15 protein-coding genes are annotated in these 14,862 nt (G+C 55.8%); 8 read left to right on the plus strand and 7 right to left on the minus strand.

Annotation, left to right across the window (positions count from 1 at the left end; translation table 11 throughout):
• Window positions 1–5 precede the first annotated feature (5 nt).
• The 5 genes from ACFOFO_RS21210 (at window position 6) to ACFOFO_RS21230 (ending at window position 4,878) form a co-directional block, all read left to right on the plus strand.
• A complete protein-coding gene (locus ACFOFO_RS21210) occupies window positions 6–1,208 on the plus strand; it encodes a tryptophan--tRNA ligase (protein ID WP_390332755.1) in 1,203 nt (400 codons plus the stop codon).
• 46 nt (window positions 1,209–1,254) lie between these two features.
• Window positions 1,255–1,848 carry a class I SAM-dependent methyltransferase gene (locus tag ACFOFO_RS21215; RefSeq protein ID WP_390325243.1) on the plus strand — a complete coding sequence of 198 codons (594 nt, stop codon included), beginning with the start codon at window positions 1,255–1,257 and terminating at the stop codon, window positions 1,846–1,848.
• Between the two features lie 82 nt (window positions 1,849–1,930).
• Window positions 1,931–2,809, plus strand: a complete 879-nt coding sequence (dapA, locus tag ACFOFO_RS21220) for a 4-hydroxy-tetrahydrodipicolinate synthase (protein WP_390332758.1) — start codon at window positions 1,931–1,933, stop codon at window positions 2,807–2,809.
• A gap of 86 nt (window positions 2,810–2,895) precedes the next feature.
• Entirely contained in the window at window positions 2,896–4,047 is a 1,152-nt protein-coding gene (gene bamC / locus ACFOFO_RS21225) for an outer membrane protein assembly factor BamC (RefSeq protein ID WP_390332761.1), read from the plus strand.
• Between the two features lie 51 nt (window positions 4,048–4,098).
• Window positions 4,099–4,878, plus strand: a complete 780-nt coding sequence (locus tag ACFOFO_RS21230) for an MBL fold metallo-hydrolase (RefSeq protein ID WP_390332763.1) — start codon at window positions 4,099–4,101, stop codon at window positions 4,876–4,878.
• A 102-nt stretch (window positions 4,879–4,980) separates the two neighbouring features.
• Here ACFOFO_RS21230 and ACFOFO_RS21235 read toward each other — a convergent pair whose 3' ends face one another.
• From ACFOFO_RS21235 to ACFOFO_RS21245, 3 genes are all read right to left on the minus strand, one after another.
• The gene (locus tag ACFOFO_RS21235; RefSeq protein ID WP_390332765.1) at window positions 4,981–5,256 is read right to left on the minus strand and encodes a hypothetical protein; all 276 of its coding nucleotides are present in this window, start codon (window positions 5,254–5,256) and stop codon (window positions 4,981–4,983) included.
• Between the two features lie 425 nt (window positions 5,257–5,681).
• A complete protein-coding gene (locus ACFOFO_RS21240; protein WP_390325239.1) occupies window positions 5,682–6,167 on the minus strand; it encodes a DUF7931 domain-containing protein in 486 nt (161 codons plus the stop codon).
• A gap of 56 nt (window positions 6,168–6,223) precedes the next feature.
• Window positions 6,224–7,345 carry a JmjC domain-containing protein gene (locus tag ACFOFO_RS21245; RefSeq protein WP_390332767.1) on the minus strand — a complete coding sequence of 374 codons (1,122 nt, stop codon included), beginning with the start codon at window positions 7,343–7,345 and terminating at the stop codon, window positions 6,224–6,226.
• Window positions 7,346–7,476: 131 nt separating this feature from the next.
• Between ACFOFO_RS21245 and ACFOFO_RS21250 the strand changes: the two genes are divergently transcribed.
• The gene (locus ACFOFO_RS21250; RefSeq protein WP_390332768.1) at window positions 7,477–8,016 is read left to right on the plus strand and encodes an FKBP-type peptidyl-prolyl cis-trans isomerase; all 540 of its coding nucleotides are present in this window, start codon (window positions 7,477–7,479) and stop codon (window positions 8,014–8,016) included.
• 257 nt (window positions 8,017–8,273) lie between these two features.
• Here the strand turns inward: ACFOFO_RS21250 and ACFOFO_RS21255 are convergent, their stop codons facing one another.
• From ACFOFO_RS21255 to ACFOFO_RS21265, 3 genes are all read right to left on the minus strand, one after another.
• Window positions 8,274–9,248: a hypothetical protein gene (locus ACFOFO_RS21255; protein WP_390332770.1), complete on the minus strand. Its 975-nt coding sequence runs from the start codon at window positions 9,246–9,248 to the stop codon at window positions 8,274–8,276.
• 6 nt (window positions 9,249–9,254) lie between these two features.
• Window positions 9,255–11,882, minus strand: coding sequence for a DNA mismatch repair protein MutS (gene mutS / locus ACFOFO_RS21260; RefSeq protein ID WP_390332771.1), 2,628 nt, complete (start codon window positions 11,880–11,882; stop codon window positions 9,255–9,257).
• Window positions 11,883–12,348: 466 nt separating this feature from the next.
• Window positions 12,349–13,059: an autoinducer binding domain-containing protein gene (locus ACFOFO_RS21265; protein ID WP_390332773.1), complete on the minus strand. Its 711-nt coding sequence runs from the start codon at window positions 13,057–13,059 to the stop codon at window positions 12,349–12,351.
• Window positions 13,060–13,338: 279 nt separating this feature from the next.
• Here ACFOFO_RS21265 and ACFOFO_RS21270 point away from each other — a divergent pair, with 279 nt between their 5' ends.
• Together ACFOFO_RS21270 and ACFOFO_RS21275 are read left to right on the plus strand one after the other, a co-directional pair.
• Window positions 13,339–13,725, plus strand: a complete 387-nt coding sequence (locus ACFOFO_RS21270; protein ID WP_390325231.1) for a DUF4902 domain-containing protein — start codon at window positions 13,339–13,341, stop codon at window positions 13,723–13,725.
• Window positions 13,726–14,043: 318 nt separating this feature from the next.
• Entirely contained in the window at window positions 14,044–14,598 is a 555-nt protein-coding gene (locus ACFOFO_RS21275) for an acyl-homoserine-lactone synthase (protein WP_390325229.1), read from the plus strand.
• Window positions 14,599–14,648: 50 nt separating this feature from the next.
• On the opposite strand, the gene ACFOFO_RS21280 is transcribed toward ACFOFO_RS21275, so the two are convergent.
• On the minus strand, window positions 14,649–14,862 hold a 214-nt coding region (locus ACFOFO_RS21280; RefSeq protein ID WP_390332775.1), incomplete at its 5' end, for a hypothetical protein.

The raw sequence follows: 14,862 nt of genomic DNA on the forward strand, positions 1-14,862 counted from the left end.
CGACTATGTATCCCGATCGCGTTGTCTCCGGCATGCGGCCTACCGGCCCCCTGCATCTTGGCCATTATCACGGCGCCTTGAAAAACTGGGTCAAGATGCAGACCGAGCTGCCCTGCCTGTTTTTCGTCGCCGACTGGCATGCGCTGACTACCAACTACGACGATCCGAGCATCATCGAAAAAAATACCTGGGACATGCTGGTCGACTGGCTGGCGGCCGGCGTCGATCCATCGCAAGCGACGCTATTCATCCAGTCCAGAGTGCCGGAACATGCGGAGCTGCATTTGATGCTGTCGATGGGCACGCCATTGGGATGGCTGGAACGGGTGCCGACCTACAAGGACCAGATCGAGCAGTTGGCACACAAGGATCTGACGACCTACGGTTTCCTCGGCTATCCGTTGCTGATGGCGGCCGACGTGCTGATCTATCGCGCCAGCCAGGTGCCGGTCGGCGAGGACCAGATCCCGCACGTCGAGATGACGCGCGAAATCGCACGCCGGTTCAATCATCTGTATGGCAAGGAGAAAGGCTTCGAGGAAAAGGCGCAGGAAGCGGTCAAAAAACTCGGCAGCAAGCGCGCCAAGCTGTACCACGAATTGCGCACGGAGTTCCAGCAGGAAGGAAAAATCGAAGCGCTGGAGCAGGCCAAGGCCATGCTCGACGACACGCAGAACCTGTCGATGGTCGATCGCGAGCGGCTGTTTGGTTACCTGGAAGGCAGCCGCAAGCTGATTCTGGTCGAGCCGCAGGTGCGCCTGACGGAGGCATCGCGCCTGCCGGGCCTGGATGGTCGCAAAATGTCGAAGAGTTACGGCAATTCGATCTTTTTGCGCGAGGATAAAGAGTCCGTCACCAAGAAAGTGCGCACCATGCCGACCGATCCGGCCCGCGTGCGCCGCACCGATCCCGGCGATCCGGAAAAATGCCCGGTATGGCAACTGCATCAGGTGTATTCCGACCAAGCTACCAAGGATTGGGTCGTCAAGGGCTGCAAATCGGCCGGCATCGGCTGCCTCGAATGCAAGCAGCCGGTGATCGATGCCATCTTGCGTGAACAGGAGCCGATGCACGAACGCGCGCAGCAATATCTGGACGACCCATCGTTGGTGCGTGCGATCATCGCCGACGGCTGTGACAAGGCACGCAAGCTGGCGCAGGAAACCATGCGCGATGTGCGCGAGGCGATGGGGCTGGGTTATACCTGAGCGATCCGGATCGACAACCGTCGGCCTTTATTCTGCTCTGTACGCGATGAATCAGCATCTGACACCGAACCAGGCTTCCGCATGGGTGAGCCGCTTCGCCGCCCTGATCCCGCCGGGCGAGGTGCTGGATCTGGCTTGCGGCTCGGGCCGCCACGTGCGCCTGCTGGCACAGCTCGGACATCCGGTGCTGGCGCTGGATCGGGATGCCGATGCGTTGGCCAACACGGCGGGGCCGGGCATCTCGGTCATGCAGTTCGATCTGGAAAATGCTGCGGCGGACCAGCCGGTATGGCCGTTTGACGCAGATCGATTCGCCGGTATCGTCGTCACCAATTACCTGCACCGGCCCTTGTTTCCACATCTATTCGACAGTTTGGCGCCTGGCGGCGTGCTGATTTACGAGACCTTCGCCAGCGGCAACGGCCAATTCGGCAAGCCGTCCAATCCGGATTTTCTGCTCGCTCCGGCCGAGTTGCTGCATCTGGCGCAAGCCAATGTGGGCGGCCAATTGCGGGTGATCGCATTCGAGGACGGTCTGGTCGAGCATCCCAGGCCCGCGATGGTGCAGAGAATCTGCGTGCTGAAACCGACCGGGCAAATTCTTCCACATTCAGTCCGCCTCGACTTTCCCTCGGACTGAGTGCTTATTCCAGCCGAGACTGCCCCACAGTGGCGGGCTATCCGCTACAATCGAGTTTTTAAAACTACCGCATCAAATGACCATGATCAAGGGCAGCTTAGTAGCAATCGTCACCCCCATGCATCCGGACGGTAGCCTCGATTATCCGGGTTTGCGCAATCTCATCGACTGGCATATTGCCGAGGGCACTGACGGCATCGTGATCGTCGGTACCACTGGCGAATCTCCGACCGTATCGGTCGAGGAGCATTGCGAGTTGATCAAGGTCGCGGTCGAGCACACCAACAAGCGGATTCCGATCATCGCGGGCACCGGTGGCAATTCGACTGCGGAGGCGATCAAGCTGACCGAATACGCGAAGCAGGTCGGCGCCGATGCATCGCTGCTGGTGGTTCCATACTACAACCGCCCGACGCAAGAGGGCATGTATCAGCACTTCAAGAAGATTGCGGAATCGGTCGATCTGCCGGCGATTCTATACAACGTTCCGGGCCGTACGGTAGCCGATATGGCCAATGAAACGATCGCGCGGCTGGCACAAATACCCGGTATCGTCGGCGTCAAGGATGCAACAGGCAATATCGCACGCGGTACCGACCTGTTGCGTCAGGTACCAAAATCGTTCGCGGTATATTCCGGCGACGATCCGACCGCGATGGCCCTGATGTTCTGCGGTGGCCATGGCAATATTTCGGTGACCGCCAACGTCGCACCGCGCGCCATGCATGAGCTGTGTATAGCGGCCATGAGCGGCGATCTCGCCAAGGCGATCGAGATCAATAATCGCTTGATTCCACTGCATCAAAAACTGTTTGTCGAGCCCAATCCGGTACCGGTGAAATGGGCGCTGCAACAGATGGGGCGCATCGAGTCCGGCATTCGCCTGCCGCTGGTTGGCCTCGCTTCCGAATTCCATTCCACCGTAAGCGCGGCATTGCGCGAATCCGGTGTATTACAATAAGCCCCGATTTGAATCTGGTCTGGGCTAATCCCTGAAATTGCCGCATCTCACCTTGTCATGACATGATTATTCGCAAGAACTTTTTGATGGCTCAACGCAATATCATCCGGTACTTACCGATTTCCACACTGGCCTGCTCGTTGGCGTTGGTCGGCTTGGCCGGATGCAGCTCGATTAACTCGGTGATGGAGTCGGATCGGCTCGATTACAAAAGCGCGACCAAAGATGTCAAAGCGGGGCTGGAAGTTCCACCCGATCTGACGCAATTACAACGCGACAATCGCTACGCGATTCCCGAATCCAGTCGCGGTACCGCGACCGCCTCCGGTTACAGCCTGGAGCAGGGCGCGCGCCCTGGCGCTGCGGCGCCAACGGAGATTGCGCCTAAGGCAAGCAGCAATATGCGGGTCGAGCGCGACGGCAATCAACGCTGGCTGGTAGTCAATCAGGCTCCCGAAGTGCTGTGGCCGCAGATCAAGAGCTTCTGGCAGGAAGGTGGTTTCGTGATCTCGACCGAAATGCCGGCAGCCGGAGTGATGGAAACCGATTGGGCTGAAAATCGTGCCAAAATCCCGCAAGACATAATTCGCCGTACCCTGGGCAAGGTGCTAGATTCGCTTTATTCCACCGGCGAGCGCGACAAATTCCGCACCCGGCTGGAGCGCGGCGCCGATGGCAGCACCGAGATCTATATCAGTCACCGTGGCGCACAGGAAGTCCTGACCGGAGCGCAAAAAGAAACTTCGATGTGGACCGCGCGTCCATCCGATCCGGATCTGGAAGCGGAGTTTTTGTCACGTTTGATGGCGCGCCTCGGCAGCGATAAAGAAACGGCCAAGACAGCCATTGCCAGCGCCGCGCCACAAGAATCGCATGCGAAGCTGGTCAAAGACGCCAGCGGCGCGCATCTGGACGTCGATGAAAGCTTTGACCGCGCCTGGCGCCGCATCGGCCTGGCGCTGGATCGGGTCGGCTTCACGGTCGAAGATCGTGACCGCATACTGGGCACGTATTTTGTTCGTTATGTCGATCAGGACGCACAGGCCAATACCAGCAAGGGCTTCCTGACACGGCTGTTCTCCAGTTCTGACGATACCAAGGATGCGCCGCGCTATCGGATATCGGTCAAAGCGACGGGAGCAACCAGCCAGGTGATCGTGCTGAACAAAGACGGCAAGGTCGAAACCTCGGCAACTGCCGACAAGATTTTGTCGCTGCTCAACGAACAATTGAAGTAAATCGATCGAATTATTGCAGTCGACCTTGCTTGTCATTCCTGAAAGCCTGTCTTGAAATTTGCCAGTCTGGGGAGCGGTAGCGAAGGGAATGCGCTGCTGATTTCCGCCGCATCGGGCACGACCAGCACCACCGTCATGCTCGATTGCGGTTTTGGCATTCGTGAGACGGAGCATCGTCTGGCGCGACTCGGACTGGCAGCGACAGCCTTGTCCGGCATCATCGTGACCCACGAACACCAGGATCATGTCGGTGGTGTCTTTAAATTCGCACGCCGCCATCACATCCCCGTCTGGCTCAGCTTCGGCACCTACCAGGCGGTTCGCGCCGATTGCAAGGGCGTCACAATTCACTTCTGCCGCGACGGCGATCGTCTCGCCATCGGCGATCTGCAGCTCTCACCTTTTACCGTTCCACACGATGCACGCGAGCCGATCCAATATCTGGCGACGGATGGGCAGTTCAAGCTTGGTGTCTTGACCGATGCAGGGCAATCCACACCGCATCTGGTGCGGGCCTTGGGTGGCTGCGACGCGCTGATGCTCGAATGCAATCATGACCGCCAAATGCTGGCAGAGTCAGCCTATCCCGCATCATTGAAACAGCGTATCGGTGGCGCTTACGGGCATTTGTCCAATGAGGCATCGGCGCAAATCCTTGCAGCACTCGATCAATCGCGTTTGCGCAAGGTTGTCGGTGCCCATTTGAGCAGCAAGAATAATACCGAGGCCCTGGCGCGCGAGGCGCTTCACAGTGCATTAAATCTGGATCGTACCGAAGTGATGATTGCCTGTCAGACCGAAGGTTTTGATTGGATCGGGTTACGGGATTGACGCCATGTGCGGAACGAATTGATACGGACAGGGTGATCCGCGCCAGCTCTTCAGGAATAAAAAAGCCGACCCGAAGGTCGGCTTTTTCAAATAATCGAATGATTACTTGGATGCAGCAGCACCAGCTTTAGCGGCGTCAGAAGCTGCTGAAGCAGCAGCTTTAGTAGCGTCAGCAGCGGCCGAAGCAGCTTCGCTAGCAGCAGACGCTGCGGAGGCGGCAGCCTCAGCAGCTGGTGCTGCTGGTGCGGCCATCGATGCTGCGGAAGCAGCAGGAGCAACTACTACTGCCGAAGCAGCAGGAGCAACTACTTCTTCTTTCTTGCCGCAAGCCGCCAAAGCGATAGCCAACAGGGAGACGATCAATAGGGATTTTTTCATGGGTATTCCTTTATCAAATGAATCAAAATTTTGCGATGAATAATTACCGGTAATTATCGCTCTTAGGGCTTTTCGAAGGCGTCCTGCACCATATGGTGCTTGTCAGTCAACTAAAGCTTCCTAACCGGTTATTATATCGAATTTTTCTATACTACAATAGACAACAGATGCTTTTTTGTAAGTAATTTGTAGGATCACAACATCTCAACGCAAGAATAGCCGAAGTCGAGCTTTCAAGAAGTAAAAAAGCGTAAAAAGACGTAAAAAAGCTTGAGTCGATGAAGCTTCGGCCAACTGTGTTATGTCGAGGGTCAGGTTGATTATAGCGCGCAGTAGATAGCCGGTTTAATCGATAATGAAGCGCATGCCGCGTATTAGTCTTGTTGTCGGCCGCGAGCACGTCCGAAAATCCGCTGCGCTTGATACTAAATTGTCAGCCTAATGCTATGCAAGACTGGCCGTGACTCGGCCCAGATCGCGCTGAACCGTTCGACACAGATCACGGCGCCGGCGGCGGAATCGAACGCCGCCTCGCCCCGGAAATGACCGGCGTGAAAACGGCGCACCGTGTTGATGCCGTCCGCAACGCAGAAAGAATCTGTCAGCAACAGCAGGTTTTTTGGCGTCGCGCGGCATTCGATCGCGTGACTATACTCTGTCAGTAGCGCGATAAAACGTGGACAGTGCTGCTCCAGATGCGCGGCATTGTGCATCGCCAGTTCCAACCTGCCGGGTGTCCCAGAGCGTAAAAAATGACGCAGAGTGTCAATCACATCGACACTACCGAGTGGCCAACGGCTAAAGTCGGGATCAAACAACTGAATTCGGCTGCAGGCGCGCGCCAGACATTGTCGGATCAGTGCTGCGAATTCGGTATGCGTATCGAATTGACTAACCTGAGGCTCTAACATGGATCACTCCCGGATGTGTCAGTCTGGCGTTGCCACTGGATCGTCGCATCACGTCGTCAAGCCAGCGCGATCCAGCCATCTTCGTACCAAATTTGCAGTGCTTCGAGCACGTCGGCGGATGCGGTGGCCACGGATGCACCCGGCAGCTCCCTATCGTTGGCCAGTGCCGTCAGCAGCACCTTGTCGGCACTGCCTACCGCAAACGACTCGCCATTGATGAAAATGTGCTTGCCGCGATACAACATCTGCGTCTTGCGTGACAGTATAACGCCGCGTTTGATCGCTGCCGCGGTGAAACGCGCCGGTGTCACTGACCGCGCCGGCGCGCTGAAAAATACGCTGGGCTTCGGTTCCGACAAGTGCTGGCCGAGGAAAATGGCGATATCGTCCTCGGTAAATTGTACCTTGTTGAGTTCCGCTGCAATCTGGGTCAGCATGTTGCGGCTGATTTCGGCTGGATGTTTGGTGGGCTTGAGGTCGGCATCGGCGTAGCGGCCCGGCAAATCGATCGAATCCGACATGAATTGCAGGAACGATTCGCCCAATTCCTGAAATGACGGGGCGCGAAATCCGATCGAGTAAGTCATGCATTCGCCGACGGCGATGCCCTCATGCGCGTAATGCGGCGGCAAATACAGCATATCGCCCGGTTCCAGCACATATTCTTGTTCCGGCTCGAACTGACGCAATATCTTCAGCGGCAAGCCGTCAACCAGGCTCAGATCTTTCTGCGGCCCGATCCGCCAGCGGCGTTGGCCGTGTGCTTGCAATAAAAACACATCATACGAGTCAAAATGCGCGCCGACACCACCGCGATCAGTCGCGAAACTGATCATCAGATCGTCCAGCCGTGCATCGGGGATGAAGCGAAACTGGCGCAACAGCGTATCGGCGGCGCCGTCGTGCAAGTTCGCGCCCTGTACCAACAGCGTCCAGTCGCTCTTGGCAAGTGGCGGCAGGCTATCGATCGGCCCGTTTTGCATCGCCCACTGCTGCTTGAAATGGGTGATCAAGCGCGACTCGACATCGTCTCGCGCGGCCAGTGCAAACAGCGCCTCCCGCGACAGCAGCGGCTGCAATCCGGGAATCGCCTGACGGATCAGCAACGGCTTCTTGTGCCAGTAATCGCGTAAAAATTGTGCGGGCGTCATCGCGCCCAGAACCGGGAAATTTTTCATGGCGACATTATAGGCGAGTGCGTGACGGCCGATCTGCCGCGTCGTCGCATCTGACAATTGGCGATGCGGGGTTTGATTGCCTTCCTGATGCGCAGGTATAATTCGTTTGATTATTAATGAAAGGAAGTGCCATGAAGATTGCCAAGAATACGGTAGTGACCGTGAAATATAAACTGTCGGATGCTCAGGACAATCTGATCGAAGATGGCCGTGAGCCGATGGTTTATCTGCACGGCGGGTATGAAAACACGCTGCCAAAAATCGAAGAGGCGCTGGACGGCAAGGAGGCCGGGTTCGCCACCACGATCCAGGTCGAGCCGGACGATGCATTCGGTGAATACGACCCGGCCCTGGTCAAGGTGGAGCCGCGCAACCGATTGCCGGAGCCGCTGGAGGTCGGGATGCAGTTCGAGGGCATGCCGGACGGCACTGATGACGATGACGATGCCCTGATTTTTACCGTGACCGATATCGCGGATGACAAGGTGGTCCTGGATGGCAATCATCCTTTGGCCGGAATGGCATTGCGGTTTTCGCTGAATGTCACAGAAGTTCGCGCCGCCAGCGATGAAGAAATTGCGCATGAACATGTGCATGGCGCGCACGGTCACCACCACGATGACCTGGATGATGACGAAGGCGACCATTTCCGTTCGCATCCAATTCATTAAGAACTAACGGCGGCCACAGCTACGTTGCAGCGAGCGTGGTTTATTGCGCGATAGTTTCTGCGGCAGTGACCGCTGATGCGTTAGTCATGACAAACCGCGACCGTGCCCAGGTCGCGGTTTTTTTGTGCCGCAGATGGTTTTTTTGATGGTCGCTGCTTCGATGAGCGCGATAAGCATACTGGGACCAGTATGTTTATTGGAGTCAATGAGCTATGGCGGGAGAGCGCATATTTCTCGTCATACTCCCGTAATTTTTGTTATTTTCTGGCGTTTTTGGCAATCGGCCGATAGTCGCCGACCGAGAACAGCGCGTTGCTACCCGGATGCACGGTAACCCCGACCCAGTGGGTATTGACGCCCAGCGTGCCGAGATTGTCATGCCAGGCGATGGCAGATTCGCTGTTCGACGGGGACTGATTCTGTCCATAAACAAGCAATACCTTGCCACCGAATTTTGCCGCCAGACCGGTGATCAAATGACGTGCTTCAGCGAAGCCGTCGCGTCGCGCCCCATAGCTGGACAGTTGCGCCTGATTCGGCGATTCCAGCGGATTGGCATCGCAAAAAAGTACGATGCCTTCCAACTTACGCCGTCGTGCCTGGCTGAAAATACGATCCAGCCAATCCCGGTTGGCGATCAGCCGGTCTTCAAACTCGCTGTTGCGGCCCGCGTCAGACCGGTAATGATTGTTCTGTCCCGGTAGATTGACAGTGGCAAACAGAACGGTCGCGAATTCCCAGCGCGCGTTTTCAACATAGCTGCGAAATTTGGCGCTGGACGATTGCCTTACCAGTGGGATTTTGCTGGCACCGAGCGAGAAATCATCGGTGAAAAAAACTTCCCGCAGTCGGTTCAAGCGCTCTACCGCCGCCGATCTTGCCTTGGCGTTCTTGCATTCGGTCCAGTCGCTCGCCGCCAGCGATATCACGATGCCATTCTCGGCTGCATTGAGCAGGCTCTTGCGCCGATCATACAACGCATCGTCGCACGCTTCTTTGCTCGCTTTGATGCCATTGACGACGACAAATGCCAGATTTTCCCGGTTTGTTTCAGCGATTGCGTCGCGTAGCGGCGTTTCATCGGTACCGTTTTGAAACGCATGCGGAATCACGCCGAAACTGAATTCCGACGTTTGTGCAATCGCTGCCGTGGCATACATCATGAGTGTCACAAACAAGGCGCGCGGCAGGAAGCGGTGTCTAATGGCGTAGTCAGGTTGCAGCTTGCGCATGTCGGATCAGGCTAGCGCATCGGCCAGTTGCTTGAGCCGGTACAAGGCGTCGAGCGCGTCGCGCGGCGACAGGGCATCGGGATCGAGTTGCTGCAGCGCTTCTGTCACCGCAGCGATGGCAGGATCTGGCGTAAAGTCTTCCATGGAGAGTTCCGCCATCGCAGCCTGCGGCGCCGCAAACAAATCAAATTGTGGGGTTGTCTGCACCGAGTGGGCCTCCAGCATGGCCAGATGCTTGCGTGCCGCGCGAATGACCGGTGGTGGCACGCCAGCCAGTTGCGCCACTTGCAGGCCGTAGCTTTGCGATGCCGGACCCGGCTGCACCGCGTGCAGGAACACGATGCTGTCCTTGTGCTCGACAGCACTCAGATGGACGTTGGCGGCACTTGGATGCGTTTCCGGCAATTGCGTGAGTTCGAAATAATGGGTGGCAAACAGGGTGAAACTTCTGGTGTTGTCGATCAAATGTCTGGCGATCGCCCACGCCAGTGCCAGGCCATCGAAGGTCGATGTGCCGCGACCGACCTCATCCATCAGCACCAGCGAATGCTCAGTGGCACCATTCAGGATTGCGGCTGATTCGGTCATCTCGACCATGAAAGTCGAGCGCCCGCCAGCCAGATCGTCGGCCGCACCGATGCGGGTGAAGATGCGGTCAATCGGACCGATCACCGCGCCGGCGGCTGGCACGTAGCTGCCGACGTAGGCCAGCAGCGTAATCAAGGCGACCTGCCGCATGAAGGTCGATTTGCCGCCCATGTTGGGGCCGGTGATGAGCAGCAATTTGTGCTCGGTGTTGAGCTGACAATCGTTGGCGATGAAACGCTCGATCTGGTTTTCGACCACCGGATGGCGCCCTTGTTCGATCGAGATCGCAGCTTCTGCGACCAGCCGGGGCGCACACCAGTTGTGACGGGTTGCATGGTCGGCCAGTGCCACCAGGGTATCAAGTTGGGCCAACGCCTGCGCAATCGCCTGCAGTGTGCCGATGTGCGGCGCGAGATCCTGCAGCAACTTTTCGTATAGGACTTTTTCGCGCACCAACGCGCGTTCTTGCGCAGACAGCGCCTTGTCCTCGAAGGCCTTGAGTTCCGGTGTAATGTAGCGCTCTGCGTTCTTCAGGGTTTGGCGGCGGCGATAATCGTCCGGCACCTTGTCGGTTTGGCCGTGCGTGACTTCGATGTAGAAACCATGCACCTTGTTGTATTCGACGCGTAGATTAGCGATGCCGGTGCGGTTGCGCTCGCGCGTTTCGAGATCGACCAGAAACTGACCGGCGTTCTCCGACAGCGCGCGCAATTCGTCCAGGTGCGCATCGAAGCCGCGGGCAAACACGCCGCCATCGCGCACCATCGCAGCAGGTTCCAACGCGACTGCGCGCTCCAGCAGATCGAGGCACTCGACCGGGGTCGCGATCGTCTCGTGGGTTGCGTTCAGCAGTGTCGCCGAGCCGTCGCCATCGTATTCCTGACACATGGCGACATAAGAGCGCAATGCAGGCAACTGCTGCAATCCGTTGCGCAGACTGGCCAAGTCGCGCGGGCGCGCCGACAATAATGCAATCCGGGTGGTGATCCGTTCAATATCAGGTACCGCGGTCAGGGTATTGGCCAGGCCATCCGATACTTCGGCCTGCATCAAGGCATTGATCGCCGCGTGGCGCGCGCGCGCCACGGACTGATCGCGCCGGGCGTGATGCAGCCAATGCCGCAGCAGGCGCGAGCCCATCGCGGTGCGGCAATGGTCGAGCATCGAAAACAGGGTAGGGGAGGCGTGCGATGCATCCTGTCCGCGGATGGTCTCGGTCAATTCCAGATTGCGCCGGGTGGCGCTATCGAGTCCGATGAATTCGTTCTCGGTTTCTGTGGTCAGCTTGCGCACGTGTTGCAAGCCTTTGCCCTGCGTCGACTGCGCGTAACGCAGCAGCGCGCCGGCAGCACCGATCGCTGCGCTCATGCCGTCAGCGCCAAATCCGGTCAGGGTGGCCACGCCGAGTTGCTCAAACAAGGACTTTTGTCCGCTTGGGAGGTCGAAATGCCATTGCGGCACACTGGCGATCTTGCCGTTCAGTGCCCCTTCAAATGGAAGATCGATGGCATCGGCGAGCAGGATTTCGGCCGGTGCGATGCGTTCCAGTTCCTGCTGCAGGCGGTTGTGACACGATTTCAGATCGCCGGAAAATTCCATCAGCTTCAAGGCGCCACTCGCCATCGATAGCCATGCCAAGCCGACGGTAACCGTTTTTCGTTGAACTAGTTCACACAATGCCAGCAATGGCCGCTCCGATTTTTCGGGTAACAAATCGGAATCGGACAGCGTACCGGGCGTAATTACTCGCGTCACCTTGCGCTCAACCGGGCCCTTGCTGGTTGCCGGGTCGCCGATCTGCTCGCAGATGGCAACCGATTCGCCCAACTTGATCAGTTTGGCGAGATACTGTTCGACTGCATGAAAAGGCACACCTGCCATTTTGATCGGCGCGCCGTTCGAGTTGCCGCGCTGGGTTAACGTGATGCCCAGCAGCCGCGATGCTTTTTGCGCATCGTCAAAAAACAATTCGTAAAAATCGCCCATGCGGTAAAACAGCAAGGTGTCGGGATGGTCAACCTTGATCCCGAGGTATTGCTGCATCATTGGCGTATGTTTCTCCGCGGACAAAGTCTTATTGTTTATCCCATTGATTTCGTTGGGTGATGCCACTATTTTTTCCTTCCGGACGCTGTGAAGCGGACCTCAGTATTATTGCGATGAAGCTTGATGAGGACACAATAGATCGTATTGTGGTCTTTTGTCGCAACGTTAGATCGCGTTGCAAGTAGGCCGGCCATGTTCCTAGGTCTGCCGCATGACGTATAAGAGTGCAAAAGTGATGTGGCCAAATGTCGTGATGCCGGGGCGCCTTGTTATCGGAGCGCCTGGATTTGTATAGAAATAAGCCCAGCATTATCCAATGTCGTGACGATTGATGCTGCTTAAATTTCGCTTGGTGGGGTGATACCCGTCATCTCGACCTGGCAAGCCAGGACCGAGAGGGCAACTCAAGATGTGCGGATGATGCGGGAGGAGCGCGTTGACAGGCAACGCGTTGGCAGTAAAGAATTTACAAAAAGCCCAAGGCCGCAGCCTTGATGACGCCGGCAGTCTTGTTGGCGGCACCTAATTTGATCAGCGCATTATTTACATGAAAATTCACTGTGCGCTCGGATATGTATAAGATTTCGCCCACTTCGCTGGACGTCTTTCCATCGGCTGTCCAGCGCAACACGTCGATTTCTCTCGCCGACAAGCTCACGTCCACTTCCGGCATCATCTTCGACACGACTAATCGCGATAAGCCCTCGTGCGCCACTTGAGCTAGCCATGACATTTTCAGAGAAATGTCGCTTAACTCTTTGCCACTGAGATCATCGTTCGAGCGAGCCAGAGTCAATAAACCACCAACACCCTTTGAGTCGTAGCATGATTGCGCCCACCCAACGCAAATGCCGTGCGCCCGAGCATCCTCCCAAAAGGGGCGACTGGTGGCAAACACCTTTTCGGACCACACCAAGGGCATTACAGAACGCATGCCATGCGCCACCGTGGGATCGACGGCGAGGTAATTTTCCTTCAGGTAGCGCTGTTGCCAACCTTCCGAATAATTATTGAGCATAATTAGTTTTGGTTTCGATACCGGCAGCGGCATTTGCATGCCATAGGCGCAATAATCGAAGCCGATCTTATTGGCCGCACGCGATAATTCCGCAAAAAAAGCGACGTCAGTCTTCGCGCCCAGCAAAGATTGAATCTGATCTTCTTGCCAATTATCCACGCACACTCCTCAATCTGCTATTTCGTTACGTGAAAATTACTATCAAAACATGCTTGCGGGCAATATTACATTAATTTCTATCCTGACTTGGCAACATTGAATGCTAGCATCTTAGTTCGCATAAACCACCCCTGTCAGAGTTGACATTGCATAATGGCTAAGAGTTGATGCATCATTCTTGTCACAATACTGTAACAATAATTCGCACCCCCACCTTGACGTTGCTATATGAGTCGATACGCTTCCTCAGACCGGCAAGTAGACACAACACACCGCATCTTGGCCGTATCCAGCGATGGATACATCCGGTTTTTCTTTCCTGAAATTCAAAATATATCCATCGGGCATTTGATTTCTGGCATAGATCAGGATGCACCGCTGGAAATATCGGACGGCGCACATCCCACGTCGATAACCGGCTATACCGAGTGGGTCAATCAGGATGTGTCGAATGCTGGCATTACCATCGGTTGGGATTGGCAGATGAGCGCGATTGGTGGTCTAACAGAGTTGAGCAGGATCAGTGGGCCACGGAGTAACGTCATGTTGCAAAGCAGCAACGGCAAAGATGTTGGCTATGAGCAAACATCGGAATTGCTGGGGGCTTATATTGATAACGTCAACTGGCAGACCATCGTGTTGAGTCATATAGTCGAATGTTACTGAATTTGGCATCGATGTGAACGAACGTTTTTGGTAGCGACATTTGAGCCAGCGTGAGGGATTTCGACTTGCATTTGGATCAGGTATGGACAGTGCAACCAAATGCCGGCGTAGGTTAATTTGTCAAATTTTCGAGGGGCACGCCAAGAGTTCAAGCAGGAATACTGACATTTTTGATTAAGCGGATGCCTGGCTAATCGAGCGCTCCATAATTGAAGTCTGCAATAATTGCTTGTCTATCTGTTAACTCTGACAGTTTTGTAAACGCCCCCAATCGCGTCAAATGCCCTCCTTCAGAATATGTCATTTCCAGGAGAGCAAATGAACGTCATTTCAGGGAAAACAGAGTTCCTGTCGCAAAATCTGTTTAGAAAAATTTCCAGTTATAGGCACAAGGTGTTCGTTGACACATTGGGTTGGCAGCTACAGACTCAAAATGGATTGGAACTGGATCAATTTGACCGACCTGATACGCTGTACGTGGCAACTCAGGATGACGAAGGACAAGTCAATGGTTGTGCCCGTCTCTTACCTACCGATCGGCCATATCTCCTGGGCGAAGTATTTCCTGAGCTGATGAACGGCCTCGTACCGCCGTGTACGCCGGACGTTTGGGAGCTGTCTCGTTTCGCTGCTATGGATTTCAATAACCGGACTTCTTCGGCCCTCGGACAATTTTCTTCCCCAGTTGCGGTGCGATTGCTGCAGGAATCAATCGCCTGCGCAGCCACACATGGCGCAAAAAGACTCATTACTGTCTCGCCTATCGGCATTGAGCGTTTGTTGCGAAAAGCAGGCTTCCATGCGCATAGAGCAGGCCCACCCATGGTCATAGGAGGTCATCCGATATTTGCCTGTTGGATAGAACTGGAATAGGTTTTGACGATGTGGATGTTGCATGCCGTCTCCGGCCGGAGCTCAGTAAATTAGGCGCGCTCAAGGATATTTCGCTTTGAAATCGCTTGCCAATCTTCCGCAACCTTTGCTATAGTTCGGCTCCCGTTGAGCAGGGGCGGAAATACAGCCCGGTTCAAGCGGCCGGCGCAGCGATGCGCGGCCTGGAAAAGCAAGACGGGAAGCAGGGTGGCACGGCAGAAAAATAAAGCAGTGCAGCAAGAAAAGAAGTTGACGAGAAGTGCA

It is taken from the genome of Pseudundibacterium arcticum, assembly GCF_042646465.1.
Taxonomy (GTDB): domain Bacteria; phylum Pseudomonadota; class Gammaproteobacteria; order Burkholderiales; family Burkholderiaceae_D; genus Undibacterium_A; species Undibacterium_A arcticum.

Coding starts and splice junctions, on each gene's coding strand:
- ACFOFO_RS21275 (WP_390325229.1), top strand. CDS start 14,044: ATGAACGTCATTTCAGGGAAAACAGAGTTCCTGTCGCAAAATCTGTTT.
- ACFOFO_RS21210 (WP_390332755.1), top strand. CDS start 6: ATGTATCCCGATCGCGTTGTCTCCGGCATGCGGCCTACCGGCCCCCTG.
- ACFOFO_RS21235 (WP_390332765.1), bottom strand. CDS start 5,256: ATGAAAAAATCCCTATTGATCGTCTCCCTGTTGGCTATCGCTTTGGCG.
- dapA (WP_390332758.1), top strand. CDS start 1,931: ATGATCAAGGGCAGCTTAGTAGCAATCGTCACCCCCATGCATCCGGAC.
- ACFOFO_RS21240 (WP_390325239.1), bottom strand. CDS start 6,167: ATGTTAGAGCCTCAGGTTAGTCAATTCGATACGCATACCGAATTCGCA.
- ACFOFO_RS21250 (WP_390332768.1), top strand. CDS start 7,477: ATGAAGATTGCCAAGAATACGGTAGTGACCGTGAAATATAAACTGTCG.
- bamC (WP_390332761.1), top strand. CDS start 2,896: ATGGCTCAACGCAATATCATCCGGTACTTACCGATTTCCACACTGGCC.
- ACFOFO_RS21215 (WP_390325243.1), top strand. CDS start 1,255: ATGAATCAGCATCTGACACCGAACCAGGCTTCCGCATGGGTGAGCCGC.
- mutS (WP_390332771.1), bottom strand. CDS start 11,882: ATGATGCAGCAATACCTCGGGATCAAGGTTGACCATCCCGACACCTTG.
- ACFOFO_RS21255 (WP_390332770.1), bottom strand. CDS start 9,248: ATGCGCAAGCTGCAACCTGACTACGCCATTAGACACCGCTTCCTGCCG.
- ACFOFO_RS21245 (WP_390332767.1), bottom strand. CDS start 7,345: ATGAAAAATTTCCCGGTTCTGGGCGCGATGACGCCCGCACAATTTTTA.